The sequence below is a fragment of the Paenibacillus thermotolerans genome (genome assembly GCF_028745515.1).
GTDB lineage: Bacteria > Bacillota > Bacilli > Paenibacillales > YIM-B00363 > Paenibacillus_AE > Paenibacillus_AE thermotolerans.
Genome location: NZ_JAQZSG010000005.1, coordinates 130,657 through 152,003, shown reverse-complemented (window position 1 = coordinate 152,003; position 21,347 = coordinate 130,657). Strand labels below are relative to the sequence as shown.

20 protein-coding genes are annotated in these 21,347 nt (G+C 53.3%); all 20 read right to left on the bottom strand.

What is annotated here, in order from left to right:
- Positions 1 to 135: 135 nt before the first annotated feature.
- Positions 136 to 1,563 (bottom strand): argininosuccinate lyase, encoded by a 1,428-nt coding sequence (argH, locus tag PT964_RS06595; RefSeq protein ID WP_274362539.1) that lies wholly within the window; start codon positions 1,561 to 1,563, stop codon positions 136 to 138.
- 249 nt (positions 1,564 to 1,812) lie between these two features.
- The gene (locus PT964_RS06590) at positions 1,813 to 3,105 is read right to left on the bottom strand and encodes an argininosuccinate synthase (RefSeq protein WP_274362538.1); all 1,293 of its coding nucleotides are present in this window, start codon (positions 3,103 to 3,105) and stop codon (positions 1,813 to 1,815) included.
- 85 nt (positions 3,106 to 3,190) lie between these two features.
- A complete protein-coding gene (gene argF / locus PT964_RS06585; RefSeq protein WP_274362537.1) occupies positions 3,191 to 4,162 on the bottom strand; it encodes an ornithine carbamoyltransferase in 972 nt (323 codons plus the stop codon).
- A gap of 33 nt (positions 4,163 to 4,195) precedes the next feature.
- Positions 4,196 to 5,386 (bottom strand): aspartate aminotransferase family protein, encoded by a 1,191-nt coding sequence (locus tag PT964_RS06580; RefSeq protein ID WP_274362536.1) that lies wholly within the window; start codon positions 5,384 to 5,386, stop codon positions 4,196 to 4,198.
- Positions 5,387 to 5,419: 33 nt separating this feature from the next.
- On the bottom strand, positions 5,420 to 6,253 hold the full coding sequence (argB, locus tag PT964_RS06575; protein ID WP_274362535.1) for an acetylglutamate kinase: 834 nt from the start codon (positions 6,251 to 6,253) through the stop codon (positions 5,420 to 5,422).
- A 31-nt stretch (positions 6,254 to 6,284) separates the two neighbouring features.
- On the bottom strand, positions 6,285 to 7,523 hold the full coding sequence (gene argJ / locus PT964_RS06570) for a bifunctional glutamate N-acetyltransferase/amino-acid acetyltransferase ArgJ (protein ID WP_274362534.1): 1,239 nt from the start codon (positions 7,521 to 7,523) through the stop codon (positions 6,285 to 6,287).
- 21 nt (positions 7,524 to 7,544) lie between these two features.
- Complete coding sequence (gene argC, locus PT964_RS06565; protein ID WP_274362533.1) at positions 7,545 to 8,600, bottom strand: N-acetyl-gamma-glutamyl-phosphate reductase; 1,056 nt, start codon at positions 8,598 to 8,600, stop codon at positions 7,545 to 7,547.
- 565 nt (positions 8,601 to 9,165) lie between these two features.
- Entirely contained in the window at positions 9,166 to 10,047 is an 882-nt protein-coding gene (locus tag PT964_RS06560; RefSeq protein ID WP_425262682.1) for a YitT family protein, read from the bottom strand.
- A 3-nt stretch (positions 10,048 to 10,050) separates the two neighbouring features.
- Positions 10,051 to 11,164 (bottom strand): peptide chain release factor 2 gene (gene prfB / locus PT964_RS06555; protein ID WP_274362590.1). Its coding sequence is split into 2 segments (ribosomal slippage): positions 10,051 to 11,091 and positions 11,093 to 11,164, totalling 1,113 coding nucleotides; the frame shifts between segments, so codons are not numbered across the junction.
- A 63-nt stretch (positions 11,165 to 11,227) separates the two neighbouring features.
- The gene (secA, locus tag PT964_RS06550) at positions 11,228 to 13,729 is read right to left on the bottom strand and encodes a preprotein translocase subunit SecA (protein ID WP_274362532.1); all 2,502 of its coding nucleotides are present in this window, start codon (positions 13,727 to 13,729) and stop codon (positions 11,228 to 11,230) included.
- Between the two features lie 145 nt (positions 13,730 to 13,874).
- Complete coding sequence (hpf, locus tag PT964_RS06545; protein WP_274362531.1) at positions 13,875 to 14,432, bottom strand: ribosome hibernation-promoting factor, HPF/YfiA family; 558 nt, start codon at positions 14,430 to 14,432, stop codon at positions 13,875 to 13,877.
- A gap of 187 nt (positions 14,433 to 14,619) precedes the next feature.
- Positions 14,620 to 14,817, bottom strand: coding sequence for a cold-shock protein (locus PT964_RS06540; RefSeq protein WP_274362530.1), 198 nt, complete (start codon positions 14,815 to 14,817; stop codon positions 14,620 to 14,622).
- 312 nt (positions 14,818 to 15,129) lie between these two features.
- Positions 15,130 to 15,462 (bottom strand): flagellar protein FliT, encoded by a 333-nt coding sequence (locus PT964_RS06535; protein WP_274362529.1) that lies wholly within the window; start codon positions 15,460 to 15,462, stop codon positions 15,130 to 15,132.
- Positions 15,455 to 15,844: a flagellar export chaperone FliS gene (gene fliS, locus PT964_RS06530; protein WP_274362528.1), complete on the bottom strand. Its 390-nt coding sequence runs from the start codon at positions 15,842 to 15,844 to the stop codon at positions 15,455 to 15,457. Before fliS ends, PT964_RS06535 begins: the two co-directional genes overlap by 8 nt.
- Before the next feature lie 18 nt (positions 15,845 to 15,862).
- Positions 15,863 to 17,398: a flagellar filament capping protein FliD gene (gene fliD, locus PT964_RS06525; RefSeq protein WP_274362527.1), complete on the bottom strand. Its 1,536-nt coding sequence runs from the start codon at positions 17,396 to 17,398 to the stop codon at positions 15,863 to 15,865.
- Positions 17,399 to 17,416: 18 nt separating this feature from the next.
- On the bottom strand, positions 17,417 to 17,800 hold the full coding sequence (locus PT964_RS06520; RefSeq protein WP_274362526.1) for a flagellar protein FlaG: 384 nt from the start codon (positions 17,798 to 17,800) through the stop codon (positions 17,417 to 17,419).
- Positions 17,801 to 17,884: 84 nt separating this feature from the next.
- Positions 17,885 to 18,577: an acylneuraminate cytidylyltransferase family protein gene (locus tag PT964_RS06515; RefSeq protein WP_274362525.1), complete on the bottom strand. Its 693-nt coding sequence runs from the start codon at positions 18,575 to 18,577 to the stop codon at positions 17,885 to 17,887.
- Positions 18,578 to 18,580: 3 nt separating this feature from the next.
- On the bottom strand, positions 18,581 to 19,630 hold the full coding sequence (locus PT964_RS06510) for a nucleotidyltransferase family protein (RefSeq protein ID WP_274362524.1): 1,050 nt from the start codon (positions 19,628 to 19,630) through the stop codon (positions 18,581 to 18,583).
- On the bottom strand, positions 19,624 to 20,265 hold the full coding sequence (locus PT964_RS06505) for an acetyltransferase (RefSeq protein ID WP_274362523.1): 642 nt from the start codon (positions 20,263 to 20,265) through the stop codon (positions 19,624 to 19,626). Before PT964_RS06505 ends, PT964_RS06510 begins: the two co-directional genes overlap by 7 nt.
- Positions 20,262 to 21,344: an N-acetylneuraminate synthase gene (gene neuB / locus PT964_RS06500; protein ID WP_274362522.1), complete on the bottom strand. Its 1,083-nt coding sequence runs from the start codon at positions 21,342 to 21,344 to the stop codon at positions 20,262 to 20,264. The genes PT964_RS06505 and neuB overlap by 4 nt, the downstream gene beginning before the upstream one ends.
- Positions 21,345 to 21,347 lie beyond the last annotated feature (3 nt).

The window sequence follows — 21,347 nt, the reverse complement described above, 5'->3', positions numbered from 1 at the left end:
TCTTCCAATATTATCCTAAACTTAAATTAACATATAACGTTTTTTTGTAAAGGAGTTCTCGCTCTTCATCAACAAAAAAAACGCCGCCCGATCCGCTGTTTCCAGCGGTCGAACGGCGTGCAGCGTCGTATGCAGTTATTCCGCGAGGCCCGCGAGCCGCGCATGCTCCGCCGCCCAGGCGCGCACCGCCGCCGCGGAAGCTTCCGCGCGCGCTGCGCCGTCCCGCACCTGCGCGAACGCGGTGCCGCCGTACACGGCGCGCGCGTTCACCACGTGCTCCGGCTGGAGCACGTCGAAGATGTCGCTCCCGAACTCGGGAGCGAAGCTTTGGAACTCTTCGAGCGAGAGTTCCAGCAGCACTTGCCCGCGCTCGATGCAATAGAGCACGAGCTTGCCGATGATCTCGTGCGCCTGGCGGAACGGGATGCCCTTGTGCACGAGATAATCGGCGATGTCGGTCGCGTTCGAGAAATCGCGATCGACGGCTTTCCGCATGCGGTCCTTCCGGACCTGCATGCTCGCGATCATCGGCGCCATCAAGCGCAGCGCGCCGCCTACTGTCTTCACCGTGTCGAACATCCCTTCCTTATCCTCCTGCATATCCTTGTTGTAGGCGAGCGGAAGGGATTTCAGCACGGTAAGCAGCCCGACGAGATTGCCGTATACTCGTCCGGTTTTGCCGCGGACGAGCTCCGCGACGTCCGGATTTTTCTTCTGCGGCATAATGGAGCTGCCGGTGCAGAACGCGTCGTCGAGCTCGACGAAGCCGAACTCCGTGCTCGACCAGAGCACGAGCTCCTCGCACAGCCGCGACAAGTGCGTCATCAGCAGCGAAGCGTTGGAAAGAAACTCCACGATGAAGTCCCGGTCGCTCACCGCATCCAGCGAGTTATCGTATATCCGCCCAAAGCCGAGCAGCTCTTTCGTAATAAAGCGGTCGATCGCGAACGTCGTGCCCGCCAGCGCTCCCGCTCCAAGCGGAAGCATGTCCGCGCGCTTATACGAATCCATAAACCGCTCCGCATCGCGCCCGAACATCGCCACATACGCGAGCAGGTGGTGCGCGAACGAAATCGGCTGCGCCCGCTGCAGATGCGTATATCCAGGCACGACCGTATCCACGTTCGCCTTCGCCTGCTCGATCAGCGACTCTTGAAGGGCTGCGAGCAGCTCCACAAATTCCACGATGCGCTTGCGCAAGTACAGATGCATATCGGTCGCGACTTGGTCGTTGCGGCTGCGGCCCGTATGCAGCTTCCCGCCGACCGGACCGATGTCCTCGATCAGCAGCTTCTCCACGGTCATATGAATATCTTCGCTCGACGCGGTAAACTCGACTTCGCCGCGCTGCAGCTTGCCGAGAACTCTTTGCAGTCCGCCGATAATCGTTTCGACGTCCTCCATCGGCAGCACGCCGCACCGCCCCAGCATCGTCACATGCGCGATACTGCCCTGAATATCCTCTTCGTACAGCTCCTTATCAAAAAAGACAGAGGCGGTATACTCCTCCACCAGCGCGTCGGTCGCCTTCGTGAACCGGCCGCCCCACAGCTTCTCTGCCATGCTCCAACCTCCTGATCGATCTTGTGTATGTGTATGAAATGTTACCCGGTTTGTCGTTAGCACCTACTTTTGGCGCTAACTCGCCACGTCGGACGGTCAACTCCCGCTTTAGCACCAATTATTGGTACTGGGCGCCGCCTGTTAACTAACTCAGCCAAAAAATAACGAAACGCTTGTCCACCATTATATCACGGACGAACAAAAAAAGGGCCGACAATGAGGATTGCCGACCCCAACATGTGCGCTTTATTACTGCTTTCCCGCCGCAGCCGGCTCTTCCGTCTTGGCGTTGCCGACGCTGACGCCGACGCCCTCGGAGCCGTGCACGCTGGACGATACCCGCAGGCGAAGCGCGTTCAACCGGATAAAGCCGGTCGCGTCGCCTTGGTTGTACGCCTGCGTCGGATCCGCCTCCATCGTAGCGATGTTCGGGTTGTACAGGCTGACCGGGCTTTGCACGCCGGCCGCCATCACGTTACCCTTGTACAGCTTCAGGCGAACCGTACCCGTAATGTTTTTCTGGCTTTCCGTAACGAGCGCCTGCAGCGCCAAACGCTCCGGAGCGAACCAGAAGCCGTTATATACGAGAGTAGCGTATTTCGGAATGAGCATATCGCGCAGGTGCATGACGTCGCGGTCCATCGTGATCGATTCCATGACGCGGTGCGCCTTGAACAAAATCGTCCCGCCCGGAGTTTCGTACACGCCGCGGCTCTTCATGCCGACGAACCGGTTTTCCACCATATCGATCCGCCCGACCCCGTGCTTGCCGCCGAGCTCGTTCAGCAGCTCCATTACTTCAAGCGGGGAAAGCTTCTTCCCGTTCACGGCAACGCAGTCGCCCTTCTCGAACTCGAGCTCGACATATTCCGGCGTGTCCGGCGCAAGCTCCGGATCTACGCTCATTACGTACATGTCGCGCACGTCTTCGGCCGTGGAGTCGAACCATGGGTCCTCCAGCATGCCGCTCTCGAACGAAATGTGCAGCAGGTTGCGGTCCGTCGAATACGGCTTCGCCGCCGACGCTTTCACCGGAATGCCGTGCTTCTCGGCATACGCGATCATCTCCGCGCGGCCCGGGAACTGCTCGCGGAACTCTTCGATCCGCCACGGCGCCACGACTTCGAGCTCCGGAGCGAGCGCCGCCGCCGTCAGCTCGAAGCGAACTTGGTCGTTGCCTTTGCCCGTTGCGCCGTGAGCGATCGCGAACGCGCCTTCCGCGCGCGCAATTTCTACCATCCGCTTCGCGATCAATGGGCGCGCAATCGACGTCCCGAGCAAATATTGCCCTTCATACAACGCGCCCGCTTGGAACATCGGGTAGATGAAGTCCTTCGCAAATTCCGCGCGCAAATCTTCGATATATACTTTGGAAGCTCCGGTCTTGTACGCCTTTTCCTCCAAGCCGTCCAATTCGTCCGCCTGACCGATGTCCGCCGTGAACGTAATGATTTCCGCGTCGAACGTTTCCTTCAGCCACGCGAGTATTACCGAAGTATCGAGCCCTCCGGAATACGCAAGAACAATTTTTTGCTTCGACATTGCTGCATTTCCTCCTAGTAAAATGTTCCCTTTCCCGTTCCGATCATTATATCCCCGGTTATTCCGGCTAATCCGGTATTTCCGGTTATCCCATCAACGCGGCCATAATCGCCTTCTGCGCATGCAAACGGTTTTCGGCTTGGTCGAAAATAATCGAGTTGTCTCCGTCGATCACATCCGCGCTCACTTCTTCGCCGCGATGCGCCGGGAGGCAGTGCATGAACAAGTAATCGGGTTTCGCATACCGGACCAAATTCGAGTTCACTTGATAATCCGCGAACGCCTTCTCTCTTTCCTGCTGCTCCTGCTCAAAGCCCATGCTCGCCCATACGTCCGTGTACACGACATCCGCATCCACGATCGCTTCCTTCGGGTCCCGATAGAACGTGTAGCTTCCGCCGGTAAGCGCCGCAGCTTCGTTCGTCGCGCGCGTCACTTCCGCATCCGGCTCATAGCCTTCCGGAGAAGCGACCGCCATGTGCATGCCCAGCTTTGCCGCACCCATCATGAGCGAATGCGCCATATTGTTGCCGTCGCCGATATAAGCGACCTTCAAACCGGCCAGCTTGCCTTTATATTCTAACACAGTCATGTAATCCGCGAGAGCCTGGCAAGGATGGGACAAATCCGTCAACCCGTTGATGACCGGCACCGTCGAATACCGTGCCAGCTCCACTACGTTGCGGTGCGCATACGTCCGGATCATAATGCCGTCCACATACCGTGACAGCACGCGGGCCGTGTCGGAGATCGGTTCTCCGCGTCCCATTTGGATATCGTTCTTGGAGAGAAACAGCGCGGAACCGCCCAGCTGCGTAACTCCCACCTCGAACGACACGCGCGTACGGGTTGAGGATTTCTCAAAAATCATCCCGAGCGTCTTGCCCTTTAACGGATGGTACGTTTCCCCGGATTTTTGCTTTTGCTTCAAATCGATCGCCAGCCCGATCAAGTACATGATCTCCTCCGGCGTATAATCAGCGAGTGTTAGAAAGTCCCTGCCCGTAAGCACCGTTTCGTTCTCTTGGGCGGGAATCCGCACAGCGGCCTCCGTCATTTCGCCTCTCCCCTTTCCGTAAGTCGCTTCTATTTACACAACAACCTTATGTTCCGATTTCAAAATGATTCCCGCAAGCTTCTCCAAACCGCCGAGCCACTCTTCTTCGCTGATGGTGAGCGCCGGCAGCAGACGGATGACGTTCGGTCCGGCCGTAATGACGAGCAACCCTTCCCGCTCCGCGGCCTTCACGATCTCGATGACCGAATGCTTCAGCTCGATGCCCATGATCAGCCCCAAGCCGCGAATCGTTACGAGCGCCGGATGATCCTTCAGCGACTCCCGCAGCTTTTGCAAACCCGCCGCTCCGAGCCGTGCCGCTCTTTCGGGGACCTTCTTCGAGAGCATCTCCTCCAGCGTCGCAATCGCGGCCGCGCAGGCGATCGGCGTGCCGCCGAACGTGGAACCGTGGCTTCCGGCGGAAAGGCCGTCGCGCAGGAACGCTTTGCCGAGCATTGCGCCCATCGGGAATCCGCTCGCAATTCCTTTGGCCAATGTAATAATGTCGGGTTCGATGTCGTAGTTTTGGTAGCCGAACATTTTGCCCGTACGTCCTATGCCCGTTTGGATTTCGTCCGCGATGAGCAGCAGATTATATTCCTTGCACAGCTGCTTCACGCCCTGTACGAACGTTTTGTCGGCCGGATTCACTCCGCCTTCGCCTTGCACGAACTCCATCATGACGGCGCACGTTTTACCGTTGATTGCAGCGCGAAGCGCCTCGATATTGTTGTACTCCACGTGCACGAAGCCGGAGGGGAGCGGATCGAAGCCGTCCTTCACTTTATCCTGGCCCGTCGCCGTGAGCGTCGCGAGCGTACGGCCGTGGAACGATCCCTTGAAGGTGATGATTTCGTACCGGTCGTTGCCGAGCACTTTCCGGTTGTACCGGCGCGCCAGCTTGATCGCCGCCTCGTTCGCCTCGGCGCCGCTGTTGCAGAAGAACGCCAAGTCCGCGCAGCTGACTTCCGTCAGCATTTTCGACAGCTTTTCCTGGCCCGGGATTTCAAACAAATTCGATACGTGCCATAGTTGATCGATTTGGTTTTTCAACGCCTCCGACACCGCATCCGGCGCATGCCCGAGACCGAGTACGGCGATGCCGCTCATCAAATCGAGATATTCCTTGCCGTTTTCGTCCCAGAGCTTGCTTCCTTTGCCCTTCACCGGCCGTGCCGTGAAGAAGGAGCCGTAGTTGGGAAACAGCGCTTCGCGTCCGCTCATTCGTATCCCTCCGTCCGTTAATCGGCTTCTTCGTTACAATGAAGCCGCAGTTTGCTCGGCGATAATTTTCGTGCCGATCTTTTCGCCGCGCAACACTTTGCCGAGCACTCCCGGCTCGGAGCCGTTCACGATCACTACCTCGTTCACGCTGCCGCCAAGGCATTTCAGCGCGGCTTGCACCTTCGGGATCATGCCCCCGTAGATTTCGCCGCTGTCGATCATCGCCTGAATTTGGCTCGGCGTTACGCTAGGCAATACTTGCTTGACGCCGTTTACGGTTCCGGCGATGCCGGGCACGTCGGTGACGACGATGAACGGGCTCGCGCCGAGGGCGGAAGCGACCGCTCCCGCCGCCGTATCGGCGTTAATGTTGTAACGCTGATTGTCCGTGCCGAGGCCGACCGGAGCGACGACCGGGATGTAGCCTACGGAAAGCAAGCTCGTCAGCAGCTCCGTGTTCACCTCGGTAACCTCGCCTACATAGCCGAGTTTATCCGCATTGGCAACCGGCTGAGCAGTGAGCAGCCGTCCGTCCGTTCCGGATAAGCCGACCGCCTTGGCGCCGTTCTGAGACATGCGGCGGACGATTTCTTTGTTGATCTTGCCTGCGAGCACCATCTCCACGACGTCGAGCACCTCGGCCGTCGTGCGGCGCAAGCCGTCGACAAACTCCGTATGAATGCCTAATTTGCCGAGCACTTGAGAAATCGCAGGACCTCCGCCGTGTACGATCACCGGCTGCATGCCTTCCCGCTGGAAAGCCGCCAGCTCGGCGAAAAATCCGTTCGGAAGCGCAGCAAGCGTGCTGCCTCCGCATTTAATGACAAACGTGTTTCCCTTTCCGTTTCCATTTCCGTTTCCGTTCATCGAAAGTCTCTCCCTCACCCTTTTATTTCTCTTACGAGCGGTACGAAGCGTTAATTTTTACATAGTCGTATGTCAAATCGCAGCCCCACGCGGTCGCTTTGCCGTCTCCGACGTGAAGGTCCACGAAAATCGCTATTTCCTTATTGTCGTCCAAATATTGCTTCGCCGCGTCCTCGTCGAACGGGAGAGGCACCGATTGTTTCAAGACCGGGATGTCCCCTAGGCGAATATCCACCGTGTTCGGGTCGAGCGGCACTCCCGCGCGTCCTGCCGCCGCGATGATGCGGCCCCAGTTCGCGTCGGAGCCGTATACGGCCGATTTCACGAGGCTTGAGCCGACGATCGTCTTGGCGATTGCGCGTGCGTCCTGCTCCGAGCGGGCGCCCGTAACGTTCACCTCGATGAGCTTCGTCGCGCCTTCGCCGTCGCGGGCGATGTCCTTCGCCAGCGTCTCGGCGACGCAGCGGAACGCCGCGGCGAACGCTTCGTAGTCCGGGTGGCCTTCGTGCAGCGGCTGATTGCCTGCGAGACCGCTCGACATGGCCACTACCATATCGTTCGTGCTCGTGTCGCCGTCGACGGTGATCATATTGAACGTCACGTCCGTCGTCGCGCTGAGCAGCGACTGGAGGACGCCTTCGTTCATCGCCGCGTCCGTCGTAATGAAGCCGAGCATCGTCGCCATGTTCGGGTGAATCATGCCCGAACCTTTGGCCGCGCCCGCAACCGTCACGGGCACGCCGTCCACCTCCAAGCGGACGCAGATCGACTTCTGCACGAGGTCGGTCGTCATGATCGCCTGGCAGAACGCGTCGCCGCCTTCCGGCGACAATGCCTTTGCCAGCGCGCCGATGCCGGCGCGCACGTTATCCATCGGCATGTTCACGCCGATGACGCCCGTCGACGTCACCCCGACATGGTGATCCGGAACCCCCAGGGCGGCTGCGAACGCCGACCGCATCTCGCGGGCGTCGGCCTCGCCCTGTGCGCCCGTACACGCGTTGGCGTTGCCGCTGTTGACGAGCATCGCGCGCAGCCGCCCCTCTTGCGCGATCGACTCGCGCGTCACGCCGAGCGGCGCCGCCTGCACCAGGTTCGTCGTGTACACTGCTGCGGCCAAGGCCGGCACGTCGCACACGATCGCGCCTAAGTCATTCTTCTGTACCTTCTTAATCCCGCTGTACACGCCGCCCGCACGAAATCCTTTCGGCGTCGTTACCGTCCCTTCCGGATCCACCGTAAACCCTTGCTGCCGTCCTTGCGCGATCATGCCGCTCTCCTCCTCCGCCGCCTACGGATATACCGGAGCTGCGCTCAGCCCCAAGCCTTCGTCCCATCCGTAAGACAGATTTAAATTTTGTATCGCTTGCCCCGCTGCGCCTTTCACGAGGTTGTCGGACACCGATATGATCGTAATCCGCCCCGTCCGCTCGTCATATGCAAACCCTATATCGCAATTGTTGGAGCCCCAAACCTCTTTCGTCGCGGGCCATTTGCCCTTGTCGCGGATTCTTACGAACCTTCGGCCTTCGTAATACTGCCGGTACATGGAGATCCACGCATCCTCGGTCCGGTATTGATCTCCGCTCACGCTCGCATACATGGTGCACATGATTCCGCGCGTCATCGGCGTCAAATGCGTCGTAAACGTCGTCGTCATCGCCCGTCCCGCCCGATCGGCGAGCACCGACTCGATCTCGGGGATGTGCTGATGCCGGTTTACTTTGTAGGCTTTAAAGTTTTCATTGATCTCGGAGTAGTGGACATTGAGGCTCAAACCTCGGCCTGCACCGGAAACGCCCGACTTCGCGTCGATAATGATCGTCGCCGGATCGATCGCGCCGGCTTCTACCGCCGGGATTAAGCCGAGCAGCGCCGTCGTTGCATAGCAGCCCGGGTTGGAGATGAGCTGCGCCCCTCTCACCTTGTCTCCGTATACTTCTGCAAGGCCGTATACGGCGGTTTTGAGAGTCGCCTCTTCCGGCGCCTCGTGTTTATACCAGCGCTCGTATTCCTCGCGGGATTGCAGCCGGAAATCGCCGGATAAGTCGATGACCTTGAGCCCCGCCTTGAGCAGACTCGGCACGAGCTTGCCGCTTACGCCGGACGGCGTCGCAGCGAACACGACATCCGCTTTCTTGGCAAGCAGCTCCGGCTCCACCGCATCCAGCGTCGTCACGGGAAGCAGTCCCTGCAGGTGCGGATATGCGTCCGTAAACTCTTCTCCCGCATTCGAGGAGGACACGATCGACGTAATTTCTACATTCGGATGTTGAAGCAAGAAACGAATGAGCTCGACGCCGCCATACCCCGTCGAACCCACGATTGCCACACGTATTGGTTTCATAATAGTCTTGCAGGCCCCTCTCTCACGCTAAGCCGCTCGATGTGATATAAGATATGAATTATTATACATGCACATGAATATTGATACAACGTTTTTTTGTGAAAAATATATGTAGACTTTCATGCAATTTGTGGATACGGGCGGTTGTCAGACATATTGACAATTTAGTCAGTGCTGAGTGACAAAATAGTCAACTTAATTGACTATTGGGGGCGGTAGTCAGTGATACTGACAAAATAGTCAACGCTCGCTGACAAATAAGACAATCTCGCTGACAAACCGATCAATGCCATTGCCTGCTGCATCAAAACACATGAAATTAAGTACCTCAGAATCCGCTATTCCTCGCAATCCCCGTATACCTTTCGCAAATAATTGATTCGCAATCCGTTATTTCCACACACTTCGTTGTATTGCTCCTTCTCTCCCACATATAAGTACCTCAAAATCCGTTATTCCCCACGCCCCATTTCCAACTTTCTCTGCTCTCCGAAATATCCTCGCCCAAACCAAACGGCCGAAGCACAAAAAAGCCCGCCCCATTCAGGACGGACCCATAAAATCTCTATTGAACTTTAAAGCCTTCTCCAAGCACTTCCGTAGCGCCGGTAATAATGACGAACGCCTGCGGATCGGCCTTCTGCACGACCGCCTTCAGCTTCGTGACCTCCGTCTTGGAAACGACGACCATCAGCACCGTCCGCTCCTGACCCGTGTATCCGCCGTGCGCGGTCAACCGGGTGAGCCCCCGGTCCAGGTCGTGCAGGATCGCTTTGGCGATCGTTTCCTCATCGTTGCTGATAATGTACGCAACCTTCGAGGTGGCGAAGCCGAGCTGCACCACATCGATCGTCTTCGTCGTGACGAACAGCCCGATGAGCGCATAGAGCGCCTGCTCCGCCGAAAACACAAAGCCCGCCACCGTTATGACGGTCCCGTCAAGGAGCGCGACGGAAACCCCGAGGCTGAGCCCGGTAAACTTGTGCAATATTTGCGCGGCCACGTCCAGCCCGCCGGAGGACCCGCGCCCCCGAAATACGATTCCGAGCCCTGCGCCGACTCCCAGCCCGCCGAAAATCGAAGCGAGCAGCGGATTGTCGGTAAGAGGCGCCCAGGAAGACGTAAGGAGAACGAATAAAGGAGACACGGCCGTACCTACAGCCGTCTTCAGCCCGAACTTGCCCCCGAGCAGCAAAGCTCCGGCGATAAACAGCGGAATGTTCAGCGCCCACTGCGTGATCGCCGGTTCGATGTCCAGCACCGCCCGAACGATGATCGATATGCCCGATACGCCGCCGGAGGCAATCTCGTTCGGCGCCAGGAACAGGTTAAAGCTTACCGCAATCAGAAAAGACCCGATCAGCAGCAGCGCATATTCCATCGCCGTATGCATCGGCGACCCGATCGGATAACGCGGTTTAACGACTCTTGAACGATTTTTGATCATACGCTACTCGGATTTCTGAATTTGATTTCGCAAATACGCATTGATGAACGGATCGAGCTCCCCGTCCATCACGGCTCCGACATTGCCGGTTTCTTCGCCCGTACGGTGATCCTTCACCATGCTGTACGGATGGAATACGTAAGAACGGATCTGGCTGCCCCAAGCGATATCGCTTTGCTCGCCTCGGATGGCCGCGATTTCCTTCTGCTGCTCCTCAAGACGTCTCTCAAACAGCTTCGAGCGCAGCATCTGCATCGCCCGGTCCCGGTTCGAAATTTGCGAACGCTCGGATTGGCATGCCACCACGATGCCTGTCGGCAAGTGCGTGATCCGGACGGCCGATTCCGTCTTATTGATATGCTGACCGCCCGCGCCGCTCGAACGATACGTGTCCACCTTGAGATCCTCAGGACGAATTTCGATCTCCGTGTTGTCGTCTTCGATTTCCGGAATGACGTCGCAGGATACGAAGGACGTATGCCTTCTGCCCGAAGCGTCGAACGGCGAAATGCGCACAAGGCGATGGACGCCCTTCTCAGCCTTCAGGTAGCCGTATGCATTGTAGCCTTGAACGAGAATCGTCACGCTCTTAATGCCGGCCTCGTCCCCCGGTAAATAGTCCAAAACTTCCACCTTATAGCCGCTCTTCTCCGCCCATCGCGTATACATCCGGTACAGCATCGAAGCCCAATCCTGCGACTCCGTGCCTCCCGCACCCGGATGGAGCTCCAGAATCGCATTGTATTTATCGTAAGGGGAGCTAAGCAGGAGCGTCAGCTCGAATTGCTCGAGATCGGAGTACAGCTTATTTACGCCTTCCTCCCACTCCTTGGCAAGGCTTTCTTCCCCTTCTTCTTCTATTAATTGCTTAAGCAGCTGCAGGTCTTCGCACTCGCCTTGCAGCTTCTGATATTTCTCCACCACCGATTTGATCGCGTTCAGCTCGCCGATCATTTTTTGGGCGCGTTCGTTATCGTCCCAAAAGTCCGGTGCGGACATTTTTTGTTCGAAATCGTCGATCTGTTCCAGCTTAAGGTCTAAGTCAAAGAGACCCCCTAAGCGCTTCGAGTTTTTCCGCCGCTTCGTCGAGACGGTGTCTGAGTTCCGGTTCCAACATCATGAAAATTACGCTCCTTCAAATAACAGATAATGCCCGGCCGAAGCCGGGCGGAAAGACGCTTTACGCGCCGTGGCAATTCTTATATTTCTTCCCGCTGCCGCATGGGCACAAATCGTTGCGGCCGATTTGGTTCTCCGCCTTCACCGGACGCTTTACCTGCGGCTCCTTCGAGTTGACGGCCTGGCCTTTGGCCACCTCTTGGCGCTTCAGGTTCGCTTCGACTTGGGCTTTCGTAATGTACTTCGCTACTTCTTCTTGAATCGCAGCGATCATCTCCTCGAACATTGCGAAGCCTTCGAATTGATATTCGCGAAGCGGATCGGTGCCGCCGTATGCCCGGAGATGGATGCCCTGACGAAGCTGATCCATCGCGTCGATGTGGTCCATCCACTTGCTGTCGACCGCGCGGAGCACGATGACCTTCTCGAACTCGCGCATGAATTCTTCAGGGAGCTGGGATTCACGTTGATGGTATGTTATACGAACCATACCCTTTAAGAACTGTACGATCTCATCCTTCTCTTTGCCTTCCAGCTGTTCTCTGGTAACTTGGCCTTCGTGAAGGAAGTTGCCGTTGCCGTACTCGATGATTGCGTCCAAATCCCAATCCTCAGGCACATCGTCGTCTTGGCAATGCGCGTTCACAATGCGCTCGATGACCGAATCGATCATGCCGAGCACGATATCGCGAATATTGTCCGAGTACAGCACCTCGCGGCGCTGCTTATAGATGATTTCGCGCTGCTGGTTCATGACGTCGTCATACTGGAGAACGACCTTACGGATATCGAAGTTGTTGCCTTCCACCCGCTTCTGGGCCGATTCGACCGACTTGGTGATGAGACGGCTTTCGATCGGCTGGTCTTCCTCGAAGCCCAGCTTCTCCATCATGCCCATCACGTTGTCGGCGCCGAAGCGGCGCATCAGCTCATCCTGCATCGACAGGTAAAATTGCGTCGAGCCCGGATCGCCTTGACGGCCGGCGCGTCCGCGCAGCTGGTTGTCGATCCGGCGGCTCTCGTGACGCTCCGTACCTATAATATGCAAGCCTCCGAGTTCTGCGACGCCTTCGCCGAGCACTATGTCCGTACCGCGGCCCGCCATGTTCGTGGCGATCGTCACGGCTCCGCGTTGACCGGCCTTGGCTACGATTTCCGCCTCTTCGGCGTGATATTTCGCATTAAGCACCTTGTGCGGGATGCCGCGCTTCTTCAGCAGCTCCGACAAATATTCGGAAGCCTCGATGGACGCCGTACCGACAAGCACCGGTTGACCCTTCTTATGCTTCTCGACGATCTCTTCCACCGCCGCGCGATATTTGCTCGCGATCGACTTATACACGACGTCCGGCTTGTCGACGCGGATCATCGGTTTATTCGTAGGAATGGTTACAACGTCAAGGCCGTAAATTTTCTTGAATTCTTCTTCTTCCGTCTTCGCCGTACCGGTCATGCCGGAAAGCTTCTGGTACATTCGGAAGTAGTTCTGAAGCGTAATCGTCGCCAGCGTCATGCTCTCGTTCTGCACCTCGAGGCCTTCCTTCGCCTCGATCGCCTGATGCAGTCCGTCGCTGTAGCGGCGTCCGTGCATGAGCCGTCCCGTAAACTCGTCGACGATGACGATTTCCTCTTCCTGAACAACGTAATCTACGTCAAGGCGCATAATGGCGTTCGCCTTCAACGCTTGCGTGACGTGGTGGTTAATCAAAATGTTGTTGTGATCGTACAAGTTGTCGATGCCGAAGGCGCGCTCCGTCTTGGCGACCCCTGCCTCGGTAAGCGCCACCGACCGTACCTTAATGTCGATCGTGTAATCTTCGCCTTCCTCCAGCTTTTTCACGAAACGGTCGGCCGCATAGTACAGCTCCGTCGACTTTGCGGCTTGTCCCGAAATAATGAGCGGGGTCCGCGCCTCGTCAATCAGAATCGAGTCGACCTCGTCGATGATTGCATAGTTAAGCGGACGCTGCACGATTTGCTCTTTGTACAGCACCATGTTGTCGCGCAAATAGTCGAAGCCGAATTCATTGTTCGTTCCGTACGTAATGTCGCATGCGTAAGCTTGTTGCTTTTGTTCGTGCGTTAAGGCGTTCAGGTTAAGTCCGACAGAAAGTCCGAGAAACTCGTGGACTTGCCCCATCTCGCCGCTGTCGCGCTGCGCCAAATATTCGTTAACCGTAACGACGTGCACGCCCTTGCCTTCCAGCGCATTCAGGTAGGTCGGGAGGGTAGCGACCAGCGTTTTTCCTTCCCCCGTACGCATCTCTGCGACTCGCCCTTCATGAAGGACCATGCCGCCGATCAGCTGTACATCGTAATGTCGCTTGCCGAGAACTCTCTTGGAGGTTTCCCGTACAACCGCGAACGCTTCAGGGAGCAAATCGTCCAGCGTTTCGCCGTTCGCCAATCTATCTTTGAACTCTGCGGTTTTGCCGCGCAGCTGATCGTCGCTTAACGCGGCGATCGTCGACTCCAATCCGTTGATCACCTCAACGGTCCGGAGCATCCGCTTGATTTCCCGATCGTTCATATCTCCAAATATTTTCTTAACAAGTCCGAGCACTTGGTGTTCCCCTTTCCAGGTTGAACTTTCAGCAAATATTGTAACAGTTTGCAGGTAGTGTATCAACTTTGCATACCCAATTATATACGTAAAGAAAGCCCGATCCGTTGCGGACGGGCTTTCCGATTTGCATTATTTACCTGGATTAGACGGCCGGTTCAATCAAGCCGTATTTGCCGTCTTCCCTTCTGTATACGACATTCACGGCCGATGTGCTCGAGTTGGAGAACACGTAAAAATCGTGACCGAGGAGGTTCATCTGCAGAACGGCTTCCTCCACATCCATCGGCTTCAGGTTGAAGCGCTTCGTCCGTACGACCTCGAACGGATCGTCTTCCTCATGCGCTCTGGCCGGCGCCGCCTGTTCGAACGCTTCCTTGAAGACGCTTCTTTGCGTCCCTTCCTGGCGAACCTTTCGGTTAATTTTCGTCTTCAGCTTGCGAATTTGCCTTTCCAGTTTATCTATAACCATGTCAATCGAGGCGTACATATCGTGCGAACGTTCTTCCGCGCGAAGCATCGCGCCGTTCACAGGAATAACAACCTCAACCGTATGTTTGCTTTTTAATACGCTTAAGGTGATCAGCACTTCGGATGTGAGCGGGGCTTCAAAATATTTTTCCAATCGCCCTACCTTTCTCTCAGCATACTCCCTTAAAGGATTGGTGATTTCGACGTTCTTTCCGCGAATTTGGAATTTCATGGTGAAATCCTCCTTTGGTTAAGCCTTAATCACATCTTAACATAACGCCTAACAAAATTCAAAATTTTCTGACAAGTTACCGCTTACAAAAAATGCGCAAAAAAACACCTCGGATGTCCGAGGTGTTGTGAATTGCTACGATCCATATGAACCATCTATTGGTACGGCGGCAATTCCGCCGCGATGATTACAATTTGGTTACGTTAGCTGCTTGAGGACCGCGAGCGCCTTCGACGATGTCGAATTCAACCGCTTGGCCTTCTTCAAGAGTTTTGAAGCCTTCTTGTTGGATCGCGGAGAAGTGTACGAATACGTCTCCACCTTGCTCAGTTTCGATGAAGCCGTAGCCCTTCTCTGCATTGAACCATTTCACTTTACCTTGCATGTGACACAATCCCTTCATATTCAAGTGCGTGGACGAAAGATACACCACAAGACGAATATACCACCACATGCCGTTTTCGTCAATCAGGTCAAGCGGTAATTTCTACACATTCGTGACAATTTCAAATGTTCCGAAAATTCCATTACAAACAGAATATTAACGGGAAAAGGCGTGGATGAAAGCTTGTTTTCATTAGTTATGCACAAAGTTATACACATTATCCACAGGCTTGTTGGTAGAATGGTGTGGATAAAGCTTCATAAATAAAAAGGCCGCAACGTACATTACGCGTACGTCCGGCCGGTTAATCGTCTATTTCTTTTTATCAAAAAAAACGCTGTCGGCTAAGTAATTGCCGTCATACGCGCTTCTTCGGATTTTGGCGGCATGCATTTGATTCATGCCTTGTCTTGCTTCTTCCTTCAGCTGTTCCATCTTCTTCAAAATTTCAGTATCCCGCTCCAGCAGCTTTCGCACTCTGTCCCTAAATACTTGCGTTTCCGTTATGGTGAATTCCGCTTGAATCTCTTTCATGAGCTGCTCTCTTCGTTCAACAAATTCAGCCATTTCCTCAAAATCAATCTCATGTAACCGGCTGATGATCGTTTGCGTGAGCTGCTCCAGTTGTTCAACGGCATTACCCATGTTTCGGACCGGCCCCTGCGGCGGACTTTGCAGCTTGAACCCATGTCTCTTTCAATTCCTGCAAATAACCCAACACCTCTTGAACGATCTCCTCATCCTTTTTGATGTTGGCTTGAATCAATTGATGATTCATATATTCGTAAAGAGCAAGCAATCCCTTTGCAACAGGAGCATTTCGGTCAAGTGTAATAATGAACTCGTTAATAATATCCTGAACCCGGCATAAACTTTTGTTGGCATCTTCATAGCGCTTTTGACGAATCGCTTCGGCCCCTGCCCTGCAAAACCGAATCCCTCCGTCATACAGCATAATTAACAGCTGCTGCGGAGATGCCGTTTGCACCGCTGTTTCCAAATATTTATTCGGTTGCTGCTGTATCATCCTGATTCCCCCCGGTTATTATCGTTGTCCGTTTCCGAATGCGTTCGCCAAATATGCCGACTGGGAATTGTACATGCTAATGGCTCGTTCCATTGCGGTGAATTGACGGTAATACCGCTCTTCGACTTGACTCACTCGCCGCTCGTAGTCCTTGATTTGTTTTTGCAGCTTGTCCCATTCCTTCCCGAGCACGCTTTCATCCTTAAGCGTAGCGGACGTTCCGGCGGTTTCTTTAATTTGATCCAACGTCTTATCGAGAAGATTATATATCTTCTGGGCAATCCCCACATCACCGGATTCCGAACCGTCGCCCGCACCGCCAAGGGAAAACAGCTTTACGACGGCTTCGGGATCTTCCTGCAGCGCTTTCTTAAATTCCTCTTCGTCTTTCAGATACAACTTTCCGTTCTCGAAATATTCGCCTGTCTCGATCCCGATCGAGCTTAGCGTCTTATATTTGCTGCTTCCTGTATTGACTGGACTGACAATCGCGGTCCGCATGCCGAAAATCGCGCCGGAAATGTACGAATCGTTCCGAAGAAGCCCGCTGCGGGCCTTTTCTTCCCACAATTTAATGTCCGACTCGCTCATATCCTTCCGCTGTTCTTCCGTCAAGGGATCGAATCCGCGATATTTCTTTTCATTAACTTCAGAATAGAGCGTTTCCAGTATTTCATTGTAATCCTTAATAAAATCCTTAACGGCGGTAACCGTTGCATCCACATCGTTCGAAACCGTAATGGTGGATTGGGTTCCCGTTTTTTGCAGTGTAATTTCGACGCCGTTTACTGTAAATGTGTTGCTCGTTCGCGTTGTTGTGAGTCCGTTAATTTTAACGGTCGCATTCGTCGCAGCTGTTTCGTATGGAGCGCCGGCCCCGGTAGTTACTTTTAGCACGTCCGTCAAAAAGTTACCTTGCGTATCTTCAAACTTAATATTCGCCTCGCCGCCGTTAGTTCCGTTTACCAATCCGGTTTCTTTGGCTACGAATGATACTCGCTGAGCATTCGCATCATAATATGCCGTAACGCCCGTCGTTGCATTGATTTTTCGGATGACGGCGTCCAGGCTTTCTTCCGCCGTGTTTACAGTAACTTCTTTACCGTTAATTTTGAATTTATAGACCGTTTCGTCTGCAGGTACGACTCCCGAAAGATTTCCTCTTTGGGATTGCAAGCTCTGGTTGGACTTAAACGAACCGTTGGCAATATTTGATGCGCTGTAATTGCTCGCCGCTTTCGCCAATGTGACGGAATCGACCACGATCGTTCCGTTCTGGGAGTTTGCGGAAGTCTTTACCGACACGCCGTCGGTCGAGCCTTTAATATCCGCCTTCTTATTGGAAAGAACCCCTTCAAGGGTAAATTTAAACACCTTATTGTTCCGGTAATCCAGAATTTTGGAGTTCATGTCTAGATAATCTTCCCGCTTCCACTCCAGCAGTTTGTTCTTATTTTGAAGCTTCTGGAGAGGAATCCGCCGCGCTTTCATTAACTCCTTAATGACGCTATCCGTATCGATTCCTGAGGCAAGGCCTCCTACACGCAATACCACAAGGGCCAACCTCCCAATTTATCGCTTCTCGTCAATAAATATGCCGGCAAGCTCCCATAATTTCGCTACCATATCGAGGATTTTCTCGTTCGGAATTTCGCGGATGACTTTGCCGGTTTCTTTATCGAGCACCTTAACCATGATTTCCTTCGTTTTGTCGTGAATCGAAAATTCGAAAGTCGTATACGTGCCGCTCAGCGCTTTGTTCGCCTTTTCGATCACCTTTACCAGCTGCTCCTCGGCGATCGAAAGCGGTTCCCCTTGCACAGCGGCTTGTTTCAATTCTTTTGAAGTAGTAATATGCCTTTGGCCTGATTGAACCGGCTCCGTCTTTTGTACATCTGCGACGGGATTCCGCTCCGGATACGATCGATCCACTCCGCCTATGGATATGCCAGACATCCTGCGTCCCTCCTCAATTAGCTGCATTCGTTATTATTAATATCGGATGCCAATTGAAGAAGGTTTATAGCTTTTTGGAAATAATTACGCTCTCTGTTTTAACAAAAAATCACAAATCGACAAATCCATTTCAGTATCGATATCGAATGATCTGTCCTTTGGCATTATGTAGGCTATCGTTTCTTCTGTCAAAAAGCTTTTATGTTCCCGAAACCAATCAATTTTAGCAACGTAGACAGCTCCATTCAGAGCGTAGGCGGGTTTTAAATCCTGCCTGCGAAGAGGAAGACTTTCCAAATTCAACAGCGGAGTCATTCGATTGCTTTGATGATCTACAGTGTACATCCAATAAGGACTCTTATCAGGTGATGTAACGGATACAAGCGCATTCGCTTCTTTCTCAAAAAGGAGATTAATACAACGATCTATATCGTAAACGGTCCTTAGAGGCGATGTCACCTGAAGCATGACCACGATGTCATAACCTTGAATGCAGTCTACCGCATGAAGTATTGGCGCAACTCCGGGAGTATCGTCACGAGCCAATTCGAACGGCCTTACAAAGGGGACCTCGCACCCCAATCCTTTCGCTGTTTCAATGATCTCTTCATCTTCGGAAGAGAGGACAAGCCTGTCGATATATTGAGATTTTCGGGCCTCTTCAACCGTCCAGGCTAAAAGCGGTTTGCCGGCGACATTTCTAATATTTTTACGAGCAATGCCCTTCGAACCGCCACGGGCCGGAATAACGGCAAGCACCTTTTTCCCTTTGATCATCGTTTAACCGAAAACCTCCATAAACTCTATATTCGCCCTCTTATAGTCATCCATTTGTCCGATATCAAGCCAATACTCCCTGACAGGGAAGGCGGAGGTTTGTTGCTTGTTTTTCATTAACATTTCAAACAAGCCGGGCATATCGAAATAACTGTCTTTCGGAATACTCTTAAGAGCATTGGGCTCCAAAACGTAGATGCCGGCATTCACAAAGTAGGTATGCACCGGTTTTTCTTTAATGCCAATCAACTTATGTTTGTCTACCTCGACAACCCCGTACGGAATTTGATATTCATAATCCCGGACGCACATCGTGGCCATAGAGGCATTCTCTTTATGGAAATCAAGCAACTGCTTAAAGTTTACCTTGGTCAGCAAATCCCCGTTCATTACCAAAAGCGGTTCATCAGGGATTTCAGGAATAAGGGATAATGCCCCGGCCGTCCCCAATCTTTTATTTTCCCTTAGGTAGCGTATTTCTACTCCCCACTTTTCTCCCCTGCCGAAATACTCTTCTACCATATCCGCTTTATAATTAACGGAAATGTAAAATTTGCAAAAGCCGAAGCTGATCAAATGCTCCAGAATACTTTCCAACAAAGGCTTTCCTCCTACCTTCAAAAGCGGCTTCGGGCACTCCTCAGTCAGAGGATAAAGTCTCGTTCCTAATCCACCTGCCATCAAGACGACCCAATTATCGCGTTCCTTCGGCAGGAACAGCTCCTCCAAGGTTTCTAACCCGATAATTTTCCTCGCGTTGTCCAGAACGGGAATATGCCGAAGATGTTTCTGCTTCATAACCGCAAGGATCTCTTCCCGGCTGTCGAACGAGGATGCGAAGGTTGGGCGCGGATTCATGATGGTATGAACGGGCTCGTCCAAAGAAACAGCTCGCAAAATGCCGCGTCTGATGTCGCCGTCCGTCAACACCCCAACAAGATGCCTCTGCTCGTCGACAATTAACCCGATTTGCAGAGCGCTTTCGTCTACTTTCTTAATGGCGTCTCGAATGGAGGAGTTATGATCGATTAAGGCCCTTTCCCACTTTACCATCTTTTAACCTCCTTGCCGGGTACTCCGACCACTAATGTATTTGGAGGAATATCGTTAAGTATAACGGCCCCCGCTCCGACAATACTGTTCTCCCCGATCGTTATTCCTTGAATGACGGTTGACCCCGCTCCAATGTGGACCCTGTCTCCAACAGTCACATTTCCGCAAATCGTAACGCCCGGGGCAATGTGAACATGCTCACCTATACGGCAGTCGTGATCAACCTTAGAACCCGTATTAACGATGCTATTCCGTCCGATTACGGTTCCCGATTGAATAACGGCTCCCGCCATGATTTGAACGCCTTCCGATATATTGCTCCGAGGTGAAACAATCGCGGATGAATGAACGACCGTCGCAAATTTATATCCCTTTCTATTAAAATCGACAAAAAGCTCTGCTCTTATAAGAGATTTCCCTACGCTCCCCATTCCGTTCAGCAGGTAGATATCGGTAACCCCTTCGCAAGCGAAAATTTCGTCCGTTCCCAAATAGCGAAGACCGAACATTCGTGTCATATCCGGTCGAAGTTCCAAATCGGTATAACCTATAATTGTATTACCCTGGCTTAGTGCGGTTTCTGCAACGACTTTGGCATGGCCCCCTCCCCCTAGAAGAACAAGAGGACGTGTCATAGCTCGATCCTTTCATCCTTTAGGAACGAACGTTTGGCCTGCTTGCCGAGTACGTTCCAATAATGTATCGGAGATATGCCGTCGCCCGGCCGCTTTACCGTCAGATTCTGTTCCGAGAATCGTTCTCCTTCTTGAATGTCCCGGGAGGCTACAATGCTTTTTCTCGCTACCCGTTTGTTTTTTAATTCTACGGGCGCAGGGAGTTTATATGCCGTTCCTAAAGCAAGCTCCACTTCCCTTATGGAGCTTACCATTTGGCTCAACTCTTGGGGTTCTAATGATGCCTTATGATCCGGACCGGGCAAATCCCGGCTCAATGTAAAATGCTTCTCAATAACAACGGCCCCTCTTGCTACGGCAGCAATTGGCACCGAGATGCCCGCAGTATGATCGGAAAAACCGACCGTCAATCCAAAGGCATCCCTCATCGTATCCATCGCTCTTAAATTCACATCGCCGAATGGAGCAGGATACTCTGTAGTACAGTGAAGCAACGTAACTTTACTTCTTAACGCTTCCTGCCCTGCGGCAGAAAAATAAGCTTCCTCAAAGGATGCTTGCGAAATGGCGCCTCCCCCGTCTCCAACATATCCGAACGCTATTACGGCAAGAGCATTCTCAATATCGGCTAATGTACACATTCCTGTAGATAAAATGATCGGCGTTCCTGTAGAGGCGACTTTATACAATAAAGGAGCATTCGTAACTTCTCCGGAAGGAATTTTGATCACAGGCAGTCGGTATTTATTCGTCAGTAACTCGGCGCTTTCCAAGTCAAAAGGGGTAGAAATAAATTGGATGTTTTTCCTGCAGCAATAATCGATCAGCACGGCATGAGCATTTTCGTCCAACTCTAATCTTTTTAACATTTGCAGCTGCGTCTCAGTCTGTTCCGTCGTTCCTAATTGATATTCAGCCTTCGGAGCGTCTGAACTAACCAGCTTCTCGGCTTTGAAAGTTTGGAATTTCACTGCGTCGGCACCCGATGCAACAGCCGCATCGACGAGCTGCATAGCCATTTCCAAAGAACCGTTATGATTCACGCCTGCTTCCGCAATGATGTACACCTTATTGTCCATAAA